A 16,000-nucleotide genomic window follows, 5' to 3' on the forward strand; every position below is an offset into this window, starting at 1 on the left:
TCATGAAAGATCATAACGCAACCGGATGCAGTTGTACGGGTGAGGCCAAGAAGGCCTGCACCGTGAACCGCCGCCAGTTCCTGTTCGCCTCGGGCGCAACAACCTTTGCCGTGATGGTGGCCATGCCCACCCGCCACGGTCAGGCCGAACAGGTTCCTGCCCTTGTGTCCACCTATCCGCGCAAGCTGATCGGCAAACTGTCCGAACTGGAACAGGATGTGCCGGTCGAGTTCTACTACCCCGATGAGGGTGACTATTCGGACTCGATCCTTGTGAAAACCGGCGTGGAAAGCGGCGGCGGCATCGGCCCGCAAAAGGATGTTGTGGCCTTCAACCTCACCTGCACCCACCAGGGCGGGTCGATGTATGACAGCTACAAGCCTGAACATAAGGTGCTGGGCCCGTGCCCGCTGCACCTGTCCACCTATGACGCGACACGGCACGGCATCCTCGTCTCGGGGCAGGCCTATCAGTCGCTGCCGCAGGTCCTTTTGGAACTGGACGGTGATGACATCTACGCCGTTGGCATGTTCGGCCTGATCTACGGCCGCTACGACAACCTGATTGCATAAGGGGAAACGGAAACATGGCAACCCCGTATTACGTACCCGAAACCAACGTCCCGCTGCCGCCCAAAGGCGCCGAGGTCATCTCGACCGCCTGCGACTATTGCATTGTGGCCTGTGGTTACAAAGTCTACCGCTGGCCCGTGACGGCCAAACCCGGTGGCCCAACTGCGGACGAAAACGCCTTTGGCGAGGATTTCCCCGTTGCACCCTTGGGTGCATGGGTCGCGCCGAACCAGCACAACATCGTTCTGCACAAAGGTCAGCCGCACCACGTGGTGATCATCCCTGACAAGGACACGCAATACGTCAACACCGACGGCGACAGCTCCTTGCGGGGCGGGTGTATCGCGCAGAAATGCTATAACCCGCAGACACCGACACGCGACCGCCTGAAGACACCGCTGATGCGGATCTATGGCACGCTGATGCCGGTCCCGTGGGATCTGGCGCTGGATGTGGCGGCTGAGGTGGGCAACCACGTCATCGCCAAACACGGCACCAATGCCTATGGCGTGAAAACCTTCAGCTATCAGTATATCGAGAATACCTATGCGATCTCGAAATACGCGCTGCGCCATATCAACACCGCGAACTTCACCTTCCACGACACGCCGTCCGACGTGACCTCGACCCCCGGTTTCCGGGATGCGGGTTTCGACAATTTCGGCCCGTCCTACGAAGACTGGCGCGATGCGGAAACCCTTCTGGTTTGCGGCACCGACCCGTATGAGACCAAAACCATCCTCTATACCCAGTGGATGATGAAGGGGATGCAGAACGGTCAGAAAGAAATCTATCTGATCCCGCGCCGGTCGGCTGGCGTGGCCCATGCCGAGAAGATGGGTGGTCTGCATATCGACGTTCTGCCCGGTACTGACCTGCTGGTCGTTAATGCCATCGCCCGCGTTATCGTGGAAAATGGCTGGGAAGACAGCGACTGGATCAAGAAATGGGTCAACAACAAGTGGGAAAGCTCCTCGGGCTTCGGTCAGGGCACCCGGAACACGCCATGGCAGTGGCGGACCACCTGGGGCAAGTTCCAGACCAAAGGCTTTGAAGACTGGAAAGATTGGTTGCTGTCGCAGGACGAGTTCTCGCCCGAGAACGCAGCCGCCATGGCCGAAATCGACGTGCAGAAAATCTATACTGCCGCCGAATGGCTGGCCAAACCCAAGGCGGATGGCACCCGGCCCAAAACCTCGGTGATGATCGAGAAAGGGTTCTACTGGTCCAACAACACCGGCAACACGCAGGCGATCTCGGCTCTGGGTATCATCTGTGGCTGTGGCGGTCGTCCGGGTCAGGTCATTGGCCGGGCCGGTGGTCACCAGCGGGGCGGCGTGAAGGGCGGGAAATATCCGCGCAACAAATCGCCCGAGAAACTGCCCGGTCGCCGTCGTCGCGCCATGGATACCGACCGGTATCTGATCGCAGGTCATACCCGTATGGCCCATGTGATCGGCACCACATGGATCCAATCCATGTGCGGCAGCCAGCAACTGGCCGACAAGTTTGAGGAACTGACCGTCCGCAACCCGCACCAGATCGCCTCTTTTGACAAGCAAGAGATGATCGACACACTGAAGGCCCGCGCCGACAGCGGTGGCATGGTGGTGATCAACCAGGACATCTATCTGCAGGACCCGATCGGCAACCGTTACGCCGACATCGTGTTCCCCGCAGCAACCTGGGGCGAAGAGGACTTCCTGCGCGCCAACGGCGAACGTCGTCTGCGCCTTTACCAGAAGTTCTATGACGCCCCCGGTGCGGCGAAACCTGACTGGTGGATCATTGCACAACTGGCACAGCGGATGGGCTTTGACGGGTTCGATTGGCAGAGCTCGAACGAAGTCGCGGAAGAGGCCGTGCGCTTTACCCGCGGGTCGCGCAAGGACTTCCACGCGGTGCACCGTCTGGCCAAGAAAGAGGGCAAAACCCTCCACCAGAAGGTCCGTGAATTCGGCACTGATGGTGTGCAATGCCCGGTCATGCTGGATGCCGATGGGGTCACGCTGATTGAAACCAAACGTCTGCACGACACAACCCGCGAACTGCCCGATACCGGTGCGGCTGGCGCGGATGTGTTCAACAAGAAGCTGACGCATTTCAACAGCCAGACCGGTAAGTGCAACATCCAGAAATCGCCGTGGAATCTGTTCTCGGACTATTGGGAATGGCTGAAACCCAACAAGGACGAAGGCGAGCTTTGGGCGACCTCGGGTCGGATCAACGAACGCTGGCAGTCCGGTTTCGACGACCGCCGCCGCCCGTATATCGTGCAGCGCTGGCCGGAAAACTGGGTCGAAATCCACCCCGATGATGCGGCTGAACGCGGCATCGAAAGCGGCGACTATGTGATGGTCTATTCGGAACGTGTTCCGGGCAACAAGACCACGCTGCTGGGTGTGGAAGGCGATGACTTCCAGTTCTCGAAACTGATGGAGAACGGGCATATCGAACTGACCAAAGCGGCGATCACCGCCGTGGCCATGGTCACGCCCGCCATCAAGAAAAGCGTTGTTTACATGGACTTCCTGCACATGCAGCAGCCTGCAAACGCGCTTGAGGGCCGGATCGTCGACTGGATCAGCGGCAACTACAACTACAAGATGGGCGTTGCCAAGCTGCGCAAACTGGGGCCGAGCCCCTACAAGACCTCGTTCCGCACGATGTCCTTCGCACCGCGCGATATCGCCTGACGGCTTTCCGGGGGGCGGTCGCCATGCCGCCCCCCGGGTCTGGTCCCACTGCAGAAGGGACCACATGGAAGGCAGGCTTCGGTTGGGAAACCTGCCTTCCACTTTCACCCAACCTGTCCCAACGCAAAACATGGCAGACCCGATATGAACATGCATTCCGATACCGCCCTGCGCGATGAGGCCGCTGGCCTGTTTTCCGAATACGCAAAATCCGACTATGACGTGATCCGCCTGCGCGCCATACAGGCCCTGACCGCCATTGGTGCCGCCAACAGCCCCGCACTGGTCGAGGCGCTGCTGGACGATGATGAAGACGTCCGTCAGGACGCGGCGCAGGCGCTGGGCGCGCTGGGCGTGCAGGACGCCGCGCCGCAACTGCTGGAGAACTTGATCCACGATCCCTGCGGTGAGGTGAAACTGGCCTGCGTGACCGCTCTGGCCGAATTGAAGTCCGAAGACGCCGCGCCCTATCTGCGCACCCTCGTCACCGGACGCGGCGAGGATATCACATGGGACGAGGACGAGCTGCACCAAGACGAATGGGACGACTGGCTGGACACCCAGATCGCCGCCATCAAAGCGCTGGGTCGCATGGGTGACGCGGCCGCGATTGAACCCATCGTCATGGCCCTGATGGACGAAGACGGGCAAGAGCTGGGCGATGTGGCCTGCGAAGCGCTGGGCCGGATCGGCCAGCCCGCCGTGCCGACGCTGGGCGTATTTACCCAATCCTCGAACCGCCGCCTGCGCCACCGCGCCCTGCGCACGCTGGCCACAATCGGCGGGGCCGAGGCCGAAGCGATCCTGCGCAAAGCCACCACCGACAAGGACGGGGCCGTGCGCCTGATCGCTTATGAGGCGCTGATGCCCGGCGATCCGGCGCTGGTCGAACAGGCGCTGACCGATGCGGTCGAGGATATCCGCATCGCGGCCCTGACCCAGTCCGGCTTTTCCGAACCCGAACTGCTGGACCGCATGATGCGCGACCCCGGTGCCAAGGTGCAACTGGCGCTGCTCGACCGGCTGGACCGCGACACGCCGATCGCGGACCAAGAAGACCTGCGCTGGCAGGTGCTGGACTTCCTCGCCACCGGTCAACAACCCGAAGTGTCCGCACAGGCACTGGGCCTGCTGGCAGCGCTGGCCCCGGACTTGGTGGCTGATCGCCTGAACGCGCTGTTTTCGGTCGATGCGGACGACCTCAAGGCCGAGCGTATCCAATGGGCCATCGTCGACGCGCTGGCAACTTCCCCTCTGCGCGAGGCGGCGGAATGGTTGCAACGCGCCTGCCGCGCGCCGTTCCGGTCGGTGCGACTCAAGGCCGTCGCGTCGCTGGCGATGATCGTCACCGATACGAACCGCCCGCATGTGAACCAGCAGCAGGGCCGCGAATTGCTGCTGTCCTTCGCGCTGGCCCCGATGCCCGTGGCCGCCGAGGAAACCCCCGAAGAAGAGGCCCCGCAAACCGACATCGCCGCGCTGGAAGAGGCCGGACTGGATGTCTCGGATGGCGGCGAGAACGGCCCGACTTCAAGCCTCGGCGCGATCCTCGGTCATGACGCCATCGCGGCCGAGATGACGCAGGAGGCGCAAGAGGACGAGGTGCAACCGCTGACCCCCCGCGAACAGGCGCTGCTGGCCAAGGCCACCCGCCATCCCAAACGCCGCCGCGTCGCGCTGGACGACAATGCCGAAGCACTGGAACGGGAAACACGCCTATCCGCCATCCGCCTGCTGGGCGAGGTGCCGGGGATGCAGATCATGCTGGCCCAGATCGCGCAGGACCCCGAGACCGAGATCGCGCAACAGGGTTTCTCGGCACTGGCCGCCGCAGTCACCCGCAACGGTGTGGAATTGGAACAGGATCAACTGGTGGACCTGATCACCAAGGGCCTGTCGCACACCGACTCGGGCCTTGCGCTGCAGGCCCTGAAACTGCTGCAACAGGCCGATCTGCCGCCGCAGGACAGCCTGCGCGGCAAGCTGCGGGCGATGGTGAAGACCGGCGATACCGCCTTCCGCATCGACGCCATGCAGATCCTGACCCGCTGGGACGGCACGCCGGATGTGGCGCGCAGCCTGCTGGATGATGTCTCGGCCCCCGTGCGGCAGGCGGCGATGCGGCTGTTGTCGGAAACTGCGCCTGATCAGGCCGGTGCCGCCATCGTGCCCTTCCTGCTGGCCAACCCCGAGCAGCGCATCGTGACCTATGTCAATGACAGCACCCCCGCCGTGGTGTCCATTGGCCACGAACTTCTGGCCGAACTGCGCGATGAAGACCGCCGCGCGCAATGGCCGGTGATGATCAGCGCATTGGCCGATCTGCTGGGGGGAACCTCTCGGGCGGCCTGAACCCCGGAGGGACAGATGAATACTTCGCTGAAACTGGCCGCAGCGATTCTGGCGGGTGCCATGACCTTTGGCCCCGCCGCACAAGCCGACGACATCCCCGAGGTCGCGGTGGTGCATCAGATCATCGACCTGAACGCCGATACCCCGGCCCATGCTTTCCGGTTCGAACCCAAGTTCCTGCAAGTCCCCGCCGGGGCAACCGTGCGCTTCAAGGGCTCGACCGGGCGGCATACCGTGACCGCCATCACCCGCATGATCCCCGTCGGGGCCCGCAGTTTCGAGATTCGCGGCAAGCCCGAGATGGATGTGACGTTCGAGAAAGAGGGCGTCTATGGCATCCGCTGCCGCGTGCATGGCCGCCATGGCATGGTCATGCTGCTGGTGGTCGGCGATCCCAGCTCGAACCTCGAAGATGCCAAGGCCTATCTGCCCAAGCTGGGCGAGGCCGAACAGGCCGGTTTCGAAGAGTTGTTCGATCATCTGACCCAGGAAAATGGCTAGGCGGCTCGCCCGCACCCGACACGCCTGATTTTGCCGTCTGTGGTCGCCCCTGCCCTGCCGAGCCAAGGGCACCTGCACAAACCGGATTGACCTGCGGCGCAATCTGTCTCATATTTCTGTCATGACAGAAATTACCGACCTATCCGACTCGACCGCGCGGGCAAAGTTCATCCTGTACTGGGGCGATATGGGCAGCCAGTGGGGCGTGAACCGCTCGGTCGCGCAGATCCATGCGCTGTTGTACCTCAGCGAGGCCCCCCTGAACGCCGAGCAAATCTCGAACGAGTTGGGCATTGCCCGTTCGAACGTGTCGAACTCGCTCAAGGAACTGGCCGGGTGGCGTCTGATCCACCGTGTCCCCGTCCCCGGCGACCGGCGCGAGCATTTCGCGGCGGAAACCGATGTCTGGGACATGGCCCTGCTGATCGCCAAAGGCCGCAAAGAGCGCGAGATCGACCCCGCCATGCGCGCGCTCGACATCTGCGTCTCGCAGGCGGCGACCGAAACCAGCCTGTCCCCGGTCGTGCTGCAGCGGATGCAGAACATGCAGGATTTCCTGAACACGGCGGATAAGTGGTCGGACCAGATGCTGTCAGTGCCGAAATCCAACCTGTCGGCGCTGATGAAAATGGGCGACAAAATCCTGTCGCTTCTCAAGATCGGGGGCAAGAAGGCCGGGCCGTAAAAAATTTTACTCGCTTATTTCTCTCAATACAGAAATGTCAGTACGTAACGCATAAGGTGTCAGATGAAACAGATCAATTTCTCACCCCACGCGCCGCAAACCGACACCCGGTTTCGCGATCTGATCGGCCCAACCGCCTGGGCCGCCCTGCCCCGCCCGGTGCAGCACCGCTTTGGCCATTGCCTGACCCAGGGGGCCAGCGTGGTCTATCAGGGCAAGGTGGTGACGATGCGGATGACGCGGGCGGGCCGCCTGTTGGCCCATCTGGCGCGGCTGGTGGGCGGCCCCCTGCCCTTTGACACCGCCTGTATCGGCCAGCCTGCGGTTGTCACCGTGACCGAGGACCGCGCCGGGCGTGGCCAGTTCTGGGTGCGCCAATACGGTCGCGCGGACGGGTTTCCGCAGGTCATCCACAGCTCGAAACGGTTCGCCGGGCCAACCGGGATCGAGGAGTATATCGGTGCAGGAATCGGCATCGCCCTGCACGTGCAGGCCGACCGCAGAGGCATCCGGTTTCTCAGCGATCATTACTTTGTGCAACTGGGCCGCCGCAAACTGCGCCTGCCCCGCTGGCTGGGCCCCGGAGCCTTGACCATTGCCCACACCGATCTGGGCGACGGGCGGTTTGAATTCTCGCTCAGCCTGCGCAGCCCCCTGTTCGGAGAGTTGATCCGGCAGGACGCCATATTTCACGACGGATAGGATTTGACATGGACAACCCCCTTCTCTGGACCCTCGTCGCCCTGCAGATTGCCATGGGCGCGTTTGACACGCTGGTGCATCACGAAGGCACCGAGCGTCTGGCCTGGCGGCCGTCACAAAGGACCGAACTGCGCCTGCACGGCATCCGCAACGCGTTCTACGCGCTGATCTTCCTGTGCCTGGGTTGGTTCGAACCGCACGGCTTGTTCACCCTTGTTCTGGCCGTAATCCTGACCCTCGAGGTGCTGATCACCCTGTGGGATTTCGTCGAAGAGGATCTGACCCGTCGCCTGCCCGCCAGCGAACGCATCAATCACACCCTGCTGGCCTTGAACTATGGCGCGATCCTTGCGCTGGCCGCGCCGTATCTTTGGCACTGGTCCACCCTGCCCTCGGCCCTGATCCCGGTCAGCTATGGCGGTTGGAGCGTCATGGCCACCTGCGCCGCCCTTGGCGTGGGTCTGTTCAGCGTCCGCGATTTGCTGGCCGCGAACCGCAGCGCGCGGTTGACAGCTGTCAACCCGGCCCCTCTGGTCGCGCCCCTTGCGCCACGGCAGCATGTGCTGATCACCGGCGGCACCGGTTTCATCGGTCAGCGGCTGGTCGAGGCGTTGGTCGCCGCAGGCCATTCCGTCACCGTCCTGACCCGCGATCTGCGCACCGCCGACACGCTGGCCCATCCGGTGCGTCTGATCACCACACTGGACCAGATCGACCGTACCGAGCGGTTTGATGCAATCGTCAATCTGGCCGGTGAGCCGGTGGCAAACGGCCTGTGGACCGCCCGGAAACGGGACCGCATCATCCGGTCGCGGGTTGCCATGACCAAGGCAATCTGCGCGCTGATCCGCAGGCTCGAACATAAACCTGACTGCCTGATCAACGGCTCGGCCGTCGGCTGGTACGGGCTGAGACAGGATGAGACCCTGACCGAAGACGACGCCCCCTGCCCCGCCTTCATCCATCAGGTCTGCGATGACTGGGAGCGCGCCACAGACCCGATTGCCGAGATGGGCGTCCGGGTCGTATTGCTGCGGATCGGTCTTGTGCTGGGCACGCAGGGCGGGATGCTCGCGCGGTTGCTGACCCCGTTCGAATTTGGGGCCGGTTGTCAACTGGGGCACGGCCAGCAATGGATGCCATGGATCGAGCGGGACGATCTTATCCGCGCCCTCGCCTTTGCCCTGTCGCGCCCGGATATCAACGGGCCGCTCAACGCTACTGCCCCGAACCCGGTGCGCAACGCGGAATTCACGCAGGCCCTGGCACATGCGCTGAACCGCCCTGCCCTGTTGCGTATACCTGGCTGGCTGATCGCCGCCGTCGCCGGAGATATGGGCCGCGAAACCCTGTTGCGCGGTCAGCGGGTGGTTCCCGCGAAGCTGTTGCGCCACGGGTTCCGCTTCACCCACCCGGATCTGGCCCCTGCCCTTGCGGCCATCACCGGCGCACGGATGGCCCCGAACAGCGCCACCCCAAAGGAACGTCGCGCCTAAGCCGCACCGGTCCACGCGACGCCGGGACCCAGACGATAGCCCCATGGCAGCCCGGCGTTGCGCCAGCCATTCACGGCCCGCACGCCGTTGGCGTCCTTGTCGCCCTCGAACCCTTCGATCAGGTTCCAGACATTCTGGTAGCCCGCAGCCGCCAGTTGCCGCACCGCCACCGCCGACCGCGCGCCCGACCTGCAGGTCACGAAAATCGCGTCCGTCTTTGATCTGCCCTTTTCGGCCCGCAAGGCGTCGAACTCGGCCACCACATTGGGGTTGTTGGCCATGCGGTACTGGCCGCCGACCGGGTCGACCTGATGGGTCATTACGCCCAGCGGGATGATCCGGTCCAGCCCCTCGGGATGGCCGACAAAGGAAATCTCGATCGGGTCGCGCACGTCCACGAACAGGATGTCCGGATCGTGCTGCAAGGCCGCGTGCGCCTCGTGCGGGGTCAGGTAGAGGCCCAGAGGGGTGCGCTGCCGATCGGACAGCTGCGCCGGAACAACAGCGGTTTCAATCGGGCTGGCCGCCGCAACCACCGAGGCGGGGCCAACCAGCGCGCTGGCGGCCCCCAGTTTCAGAAGCGCGCGCCGGGTGGCATGGGCAGGCCGGGTCATTGCTTGGCCTACGTGTCGGTGCACAGGCCCAGCATCGCATAGATCGGGCAGAACTTGATAAACGCCGTCACCACAAACACGACCCCCAGCCAGCCCCAAAGGCCGATGGTTCCGGTCACCGCCAGAAGGATCAGAACGCTGCCGAGGATCAGCCGCAGAACCCTGTCGATTGAGCCCACATTAGAGGTAAGTTGCATGGTCGAATCTCCTTGATGATCAGGCCCGAGATTCGCAGGTTTTAAGTCCGGGTTATGTGACGAGGTCACACAGATCCGGATCGCGCGTGGCGGCTCAGGGCAGGGCGGTCGTGCAGGTGAACCACGCCGCGTTCAAGCCGGACCCAGCCCCGATGCTCGAATTCCTTGAGGATGCGCGACATGACCTCGCGGGCGCTGCCAAGCTCAGAGGCGATGCGCTGATGGGTGGTGTGGATATCGGCCGATTGCGCGCCCTGATCCAGCAGCCACTGCGCCAGTTTCTGATCCATCCGGTTCAGCAGAAGGTCGTCGATCACCTCGGAGAGTTCCACGATCCGCTGCGAGAAGGCCATGAAAACCGCGCCCCGAAACGCGGCATCCTTGGCCAGCAGCGAGTTGAACCGGTCCCGCCCGATGGCCAGCGCGGTGACCGGGCCCTCGGCATAGCCGAAGCCGGAATAGGGGATGTCGGACAGCATGCACGAGGTCGTCATCACGCAACTGTCGTTCGGACCAACCCGGTAGAGCACCACCGTCCGCCCCGACGGGCTGGTCTGTTCCACCCGCACGATGCCTGCGCGGACGATCAGAAACACCTCTCCATACGCGCCCGGCGCAAACAGTTGGGCCCCGTCCGGGATGGTCAGATCGGTGCCCTCGGCCATCAGCCGGTCGAGCAGGGCGGTGCTCCAGTTCTGGTCGGTCACTGTCGGTTCTCCGTGCCGCTGTCCCTGTCGATGTAGGCGCGGGAGGGCCTCGGGGCAAACCCGACCACGCGCAAAGTTGACAGCTGTCAACTCAGGCCGCCGCCCGGTTCGATCCGTTCAGCAAGGCCATCACCATCGGCCCGGGCGAGAACGCGCCGAGCGCCGCCTTGCCCGCAAGCGCGCGCAGATAGCCGCCGGGACTGTTGATGTCGCCAAAGCGTTGCAGGATGCAGGCCACCGTGGCGGCGGCGGTTGCCGGACCCATCACCTCCTGCGCCTCTTGCCAGGCCGAGGGGCTAATGCCCATCATCCCGCGCACATAGCCAGCGGCCACGACCAGATCGTGCCAGTCGCGGGGATCGCGCTCGCAATAGGGCAGGATGTCCGGGCAGGCCTTGATGACCAGAGGCAACGGGATGTTCGGAACTGCCCCGTCCACTTGCGCCGTGGTTTGAGGATCAGTCCCGACGTTGCCCCCTTTGCTTTTTTCTAAGCAAGGTTCAGATTCAGGAGTATCTGGTTTTGAATTCTGATACAGCCGCTCAGATTCACTGTCATTGCCGCTCATTTCTTCTGTTTCCAGCGCCAGAAGCGCCCGGATATCTGCAAGGATATCCACAGTGCGGCGTTCAAGATCGGCCAGATCAGTCAGGTCCAACTTGCGGCGCATCTGCTTGTGAACCTCGAGCAGGGAGGCCAGCAGCGCCTCCCAATCACCGGGCAGGGCGTTTTCCTGCCCGTAGAGCGCCAGTTTCAGCGCATCGCGCTTGAGCAGCGAGAGTTTCTCGCGCGCCGCCGCCAGCAGCGCCTGATCGGCGCGGGCCTGTTTGGCGGCCTCGGTGATGTGCGCCGCGTTGTGCAGCAACGGGCGCAGGTCAAAGCCAAAGGCGCGGGCGATCTCGCCATCCGCGCCCCGGCGGGCATAGCGCTTGCCGTTGGGGCTGTCGTGGCGGGCAATCAGCCCCGCATGGACCAAGGCCGCCAGATGCCGGCGCAGGGTGCTTTCGGCCATCCCGTGGGCGCGCTCGGACAGGGCCACGTTCGACGGAAAGACGATCAGGCTGTCATTGTCCGACAGCGCCGCGTTTGGGTGGAACGAGACAAGCGCGTTCAGCACAGCCAGATCGCGATCGGTGACCTCAAAAGCGCGCCGGGCGGTGCACAGATCGCGCAGCAGCTCCCATTTGTCGATATGCGTGACCTCGGGCGCGGCCTGCATCGCCAGTGTCTGTTCGATCAGGCCAGCCGTCACCGGCCGCCGCCCGAAGGGCGTCGTTGTGATGTGTTCCATATGCTGTCACGAGACAAAACTTTTTCACCCGCCGGACTCGACGCCAGTTGACAACCGTCAACTACAAGCCATAGAATCGGAGGTGCTAAATCACCAATTCAGGCCTCTTGGAACTTCGGTTCTGAGGGGTCTTTTCTTTTCGTCCTGTCTGTTTCGTGCCTCCTTGTCGCTGCTCCACGATTGTCCCGCTTATGCGGGGTTACTCATCCCGGCCGGTTTTCCAGCGGTGATGAAGGTCTGAGATATTCTCGGCCAGCCAGTCCTCGAACCCTTTGGCCGTTTTGGTGTTCAGCGTCAGCACGGCCTTGGTGCCGCTGCGCCGCATCTGCCCCAGCGCCGAACCATCCGCGCCCCGCAGCGGCACATCGCTGCGCGGGGCAGGGGGTTTGCGCGGGGTGAGGGCGGTCAGAACGGCCTCGAACCTTGCATCTGACGTCTCGCCCTGCGCCGCATCCACTGCGCGCGGCACCTGATCCCTGGGCAGCAGATCAGCTAGCTTCAACCAGCGGTCCCGGCCCACCGAGGGCGCGGCCCCGATGGCCTGTATCAGCGCCTCAGGGATGCGGTCGGATACGGAAAGCATACGTGATATCAACGTCTTATCCACATGCAACGCGTCGCAGATCACCTTGCGGTCATAGCCCATATCCTGCATCTGGCGGGCGAAATTGACCTTTTCGATGAAGCTCAGGTCGCGGCGGGCCGAGTTCTCTTGGCCTTGCGCCAGGATCACCGCGCGGTCATCCAGCACCCGGATCAGGGCCTTGACCGGCTGACCCAGCTCGCGCAGCGCGGCGACGCGGCGGCGGCCATAGACCACCTGATAGCGCTCGCCATCATTGGGGTTGGGCCGCAGCAGCACCGGCACCTGTTGGCCGTACTCGCGGATCGAGGCGACCAGTTCGGCCAGCCCGGCGTTTTCCTCAAGCCGGTCCTGCAGACCGCCCTGATCAATCATGCGCGGGTCAATCTCCTGCACCGCGCGCGATTTCAGGTCGGAAATCGACTGGCTGACCGCCCCGATCGCGCCCGAGCCGTAGCGCGGCTTGGCCACATCCACACGCGCAGGCGCTTCGCCCTCGGACGGGGCAGGGGGGGCCTCCATCAGCCCTTTCAGCAGGTTCTTACGCGCCATTCATCCGCCCCCAAGCCGATTGCACCAGCGTTTCAATTTCCGAATTCACCGCGTTCAGGCTCTCCATCGCGCGCTCATAAGTCGAGCGGGTGAACTGGCCCTTTTCCACCTCATAGAGCGTCTGTTTGGTGATCCCCGCATCCGAGATCGCGGTGGATTTCAGAACCGGATGGTTCAGCACATGATCACCGAACATCGAGCGCATGAAGCTGACCATCTGGTTCTGCGGCCCGTCGCCCGGTTCATACCGCGTCACCACGTAGCGCAGCCAGTCATAGGACATGTTGCCCCCGGCCTCGCTGACCACGCCCAGCAGGTTCGAGGTCATCAGCAGGAACTGGCACATCGACATCACGTCCAGCATCTGCGGATGCACCGTCACCAGTACGGCGGTCGCCGCAGACAGGGCCGACATGGTCAGAAACCCCAGCTGGGGCGGGCAATCGACGACAACCACATCATACTCCTGTTCAACCGAGGCCAGCGCGTCGCCGATCCTTGTGAAAAACAGGTTACCGTCCCGTTGCGTCAGCGCGCGGGGGGTGTCGTGTTCGAATTCCATCAGGTCCAGATTACCGGGAATCAGGTCCAGATTGGTGAAATAAGTCTGCTGTATCACCTCGCGCAGCGGCACCGGATCGTCATAGCGGATCGCATCATACAGCGTGCCGCCATCCAGCAGGTCGAACTCGGGCTGGAACCCGTGCAGCGCCGACAGGCTGGCCTGCGGGTCCAGATCAATCGCCAGCACCTTATACCCATCCAGCGCCATTTTCTGCGCCAGATGCGCGGCGGTGGTGGTCTTGCCCGAGCCGCCCTTGAAGTTGATCACGGTGATCACCTGCAGATGATCCCCCGGCCGCCGTCCGGGCAGGTAAGTGCCGGGGGCCTTGGCCCCGGCCTCAAGCAACTCGCGCAGCGCCTGAATGTCCTCGGGCGAGTAATACCGGCGGCCCCCGGCGCGGGTCTCGGGCGAGGGGCCACGGCCATCCAGATGCAGCTTGCGCAGATAGGCGTCCTTGACGCCCAGCAGGTCCGCCGCCTCACCGGAGGTAAACTTGCGCAGGGATCGTTTGGCGTCGGGCGGGAACAATTGCGCGCGATGGGCTTGCAGGCGTTCGGACAGCCGCTTTGCGTGATCACCCACCAGCAGGTCGATCCGCTCCTGTGTGTGGCCTGTCTGCGGCGTCCCTGCTAGGGTTGCGTCGTCCATCTCTGCCCTCATTTGGCGCTGCGTTGTTACGCTTGCTGCCGTTTTATTCACTGCTTTCCGTAATTAATGGGGCAGGAACTGCGATTCTTGCAAGTGTTTTTTCCATATCCTGTGGTCTCAAGGGGCTGAGCCACAAGGCAAACAGGGTTGACTTGACCCACAAGTATGACCAAGTATGACTGTGGAGGCCCGCCATGACCATCAAAACCACGCTCAGCTTCACCGACCGGCATCACCGATTCCTCAAGGAAAAGGTGGGCGAGGGGGTCTATGCCTCGGCGTCGGCCGCTGTTGCCGCAGCAGTGGAACGGATGATCGAGGATGACGAAGCGCGCGAGGTCGCACTGGACGCCATGGCCGACGAAATCCGCCGTCGTGCCGCCACCCCGCGCGCGGAATTTGTCGAGCATGAGGATGTCTTTGCCCCGGCCCTGCGCCGTCTGGACCGCGACGCGTGACATACAAGCTGCGCTATCATCCGTCGGTGGCGGATGATCTGCTGACCATTTCCGACCTGATCGAAGACTACGCCGGGCCCCGGGTGGCCCGCCGCAAGCTGGCCGAGATCGCCGAGGTGGCCCAAAGCCTGCGCACGCTGCCCCATCGCGGCACGCTGCGCGACCATATCCTGCCGGGCCTGCGGGCTATCCCCGCCGCCCGCCGGGCCGTCATCGCCTTTACCGTCGATGATGCACTGCGCGAGGTCCACGTGGTGGCGATCACCTATGGCGGGGCAGACTGGATCACGCGCACGGGTCGGCGCGCCTGATCTTCACCCCAACAAATCGGTTGCTGGATTTTCCGCGATATCCACATCGTCGTAGTATTTCTGCGCCTGAGCCAGCGAACGATGCAGCGACAGGCGCATGGCGGCCTGGATCGGGGCCCCGTCCAATGCGGCTTGCGTCAGAAAGCCCGAGCGCAGCCCGTGGGGCGAGGCGAAGCCCTCGGGCAGTCCCGCCAGTTTCAACCGGTGTTTGACGATCTGCGCGATCGCATCCGGGGTCAGGCCACGTTTCAGCACCCGGTCGGCTTTGGAGATTGGCCGGAACAACGCACCGTCCGTGATCTCGCCCACCTCGATCCAATGCACCAGCGCCTGCGCGGCGCGGCCTTTCAGAACCAGCCGGGGCGTCTCGCCCTTGCTCGTGGTCTTGGTTTCCAGCAGCGAGATCCAGACGACCCCGCTTTTGTCGAACTCTTTCAGCGAGACATCCTCGCGCATCAGCCCGGTGATCTCGGACCGCCTGCGCCCCCCGCTGGCCCAGCCCAGCATCAGGATCGCCCGGTCGCGGCAATCGCGACGCGAGCCCCGGCAGGTGGCCAGCAGCTGCTCCAGCACATCCCGGGTGATCGGGTGCTGCGACTTTGGGGCAGGGGGCCGGGCTGCCGCACGACGGGCCTTGGACCGGGCCTGTTTCACTTGCGGCGCATCAAACGGGCTGGCCAGGTTCTTCATCCGGTGAAACGCCAGCCACGACGCAATACGCCGATCCAGCGTCGACGGGGCCGGGCAAGCCATCGACTTGCGCAGCCCTTGCGCGACCAGCGCCTCTGCTGTCTGGCGGGCACGGTCGTCCGGGGCTGCATCGTTCAGATCGCGCGCGTGGTCGAGAATGAAGGTCAGAGCGGTCGCCTCACTTTCCGGCCAGTCCGGTGCCGCACCAAATCGCGCCGCTTTCCAGGCGGTGATATAGAGCAGATCCCGTTCATAGGCGCGCAGCGTATTGGCGGGCGTGCCGCGCACATAGAGATCGGTCAGCGCCTCCTGATCTTCGACAGAAAGCGACGGAGAGGCGGCGGGCAGATATGGGGCAGGGGGCTTCATGAGGTTCATTC

16 protein-coding genes are annotated in these 16,000 nt (G+C 63.6%); 9 read left to right on the plus strand and 7 right to left on the minus strand.

All coding sequences use genetic code 11. The features are described from left to right. The first annotated feature begins 2 nt into the window (after positions 1-2). The 7 genes from ACR0JN_RS21230 to ACR0JN_RS21260 all read left to right on the plus strand — a co-directional run bounded on the left by ACR0JN_RS21230 (position 3) and on the right by ACR0JN_RS21260 (position 9,004). Positions 3-572, plus strand: a complete 570-nt coding sequence (locus ACR0JN_RS21230; protein WP_480888481.1) for an arsenate reductase (azurin) small subunit — start codon at positions 3-5, stop codon at positions 570-572. A gap of 14 nt (positions 573-586) precedes the next feature. Continuing rightward, positions 587-3,268, plus strand: a complete 2,682-nt coding sequence (locus ACR0JN_RS21235; protein ID WP_480888482.1) for an arsenate reductase (azurin) large subunit — start codon at positions 587-589, stop codon at positions 3,266-3,268. A 144-nt stretch (positions 3,269-3,412) separates the two neighbouring features. Then, on the plus strand, positions 3,413-5,620 hold the full coding sequence (locus ACR0JN_RS21240) for a HEAT repeat domain-containing protein (RefSeq protein WP_480888483.1): 2,208 nt from the start codon (positions 3,413-3,415) through the stop codon (positions 5,618-5,620). A gap of 15 nt (positions 5,621-5,635) precedes the next feature. Beyond that, on the plus strand, positions 5,636-6,121 hold the full coding sequence (locus ACR0JN_RS21245) for a plastocyanin/azurin family copper-binding protein (protein ID WP_480888484.1): 486 nt from the start codon (positions 5,636-5,638) through the stop codon (positions 6,119-6,121). Positions 6,122-6,242: 121 nt separating this feature from the next. Next, the gene (locus ACR0JN_RS21250; protein WP_480888485.1) at positions 6,243-6,806 is read left to right on the plus strand and encodes a GbsR/MarR family transcriptional regulator; all 564 of its coding nucleotides are present in this window, start codon (positions 6,243-6,245) and stop codon (positions 6,804-6,806) included. 63 nt (positions 6,807-6,869) lie between these two features. After that, the gene (locus ACR0JN_RS21255; protein ID WP_480888486.1) at positions 6,870-7,508 is read left to right on the plus strand and encodes a DUF4166 domain-containing protein; all 639 of its coding nucleotides are present in this window, start codon (positions 6,870-6,872) and stop codon (positions 7,506-7,508) included. A gap of 8 nt (positions 7,509-7,516) precedes the next feature. Next, positions 7,517-9,004 (plus strand): TIGR01777 family oxidoreductase, encoded by a 1,488-nt coding sequence (locus ACR0JN_RS21260; protein WP_480888487.1) that lies wholly within the window; start codon positions 7,517-7,519, stop codon positions 9,002-9,004. Here ACR0JN_RS21260 and ACR0JN_RS21265 read toward each other — a convergent pair. The 6 genes from ACR0JN_RS21265 to repA form a co-directional block, all read right to left on the minus strand. Further along, entirely contained in the window at positions 9,001-9,618 is a 618-nt protein-coding gene (locus ACR0JN_RS21265) for a rhodanese-like domain-containing protein (protein WP_480888488.1), read from the minus strand. The two genes, ACR0JN_RS21260 and ACR0JN_RS21265, sit on opposite strands and share 4 nt — an antisense overlap. Before the next feature lie 8 nt (positions 9,619-9,626). After that, positions 9,627-9,815, minus strand: a complete 189-nt coding sequence (locus ACR0JN_RS21270; RefSeq protein WP_480888489.1) for a YgaP family membrane protein — start codon at positions 9,813-9,815, stop codon at positions 9,627-9,629. A gap of 65 nt (positions 9,816-9,880) precedes the next feature. Further along, positions 9,881-10,522: a Crp/Fnr family transcriptional regulator gene (locus ACR0JN_RS21275; protein ID WP_480888490.1), complete on the minus strand. Its 642-nt coding sequence runs from the start codon at positions 10,520-10,522 to the stop codon at positions 9,881-9,883. 91 nt (positions 10,523-10,613) lie between these two features. Next, positions 10,614-11,813, minus strand: coding sequence for a plasmid replication protein RepC (repC, locus tag ACR0JN_RS21280; protein WP_480888491.1), 1,200 nt, complete (start codon positions 11,811-11,813; stop codon positions 10,614-10,616). Positions 11,814-12,012: 199 nt separating this feature from the next. Beyond that, positions 12,013-12,948: a plasmid partitioning protein RepB gene (repB, locus tag ACR0JN_RS21285; RefSeq protein WP_480888492.1), complete on the minus strand. Its 936-nt coding sequence runs from the start codon at positions 12,946-12,948 to the stop codon at positions 12,013-12,015. Beyond that, a complete protein-coding gene (gene repA / locus ACR0JN_RS21290; protein ID WP_480888493.1) occupies positions 12,938-14,161 on the minus strand; it encodes a plasmid partitioning protein RepA in 1,224 nt (407 codons plus the stop codon). Before repA ends, repB begins: the two co-directional genes overlap by 11 nt. A 194-nt stretch (positions 14,162-14,355) precedes the next feature. On the opposite strand from repA, the gene ACR0JN_RS21295 reads away from it, so the two are divergent. Together ACR0JN_RS21295 and ACR0JN_RS21300 are read left to right on the plus strand one after the other, a co-directional pair. Beyond that, positions 14,356-14,619, plus strand: coding sequence for a type II toxin-antitoxin system ParD family antitoxin (locus tag ACR0JN_RS21295; RefSeq protein WP_480888494.1), 264 nt, complete (start codon positions 14,356-14,358; stop codon positions 14,617-14,619). Beyond that, positions 14,616-14,930, plus strand: coding sequence for a type II toxin-antitoxin system RelE/ParE family toxin (locus tag ACR0JN_RS21300; protein ID WP_480888495.1), 315 nt, complete (start codon positions 14,616-14,618; stop codon positions 14,928-14,930). Before ACR0JN_RS21295 ends, ACR0JN_RS21300 begins: the two co-directional genes overlap by 4 nt. 3 nt (positions 14,931-14,933) lie before the next feature. On the opposite strand, the gene ACR0JN_RS21305 is transcribed toward ACR0JN_RS21300, so the two are convergent. After that, entirely contained in the window at positions 14,934-15,998 is a 1,065-nt protein-coding gene (locus ACR0JN_RS21305) for a tyrosine-type recombinase/integrase (protein WP_480888496.1), read from the minus strand. Between the last annotated feature and the right edge of the window lie 2 nt (positions 15,999-16,000).

Source organism: Ruegeria sp. G12 (assembly GCF_056533565.1).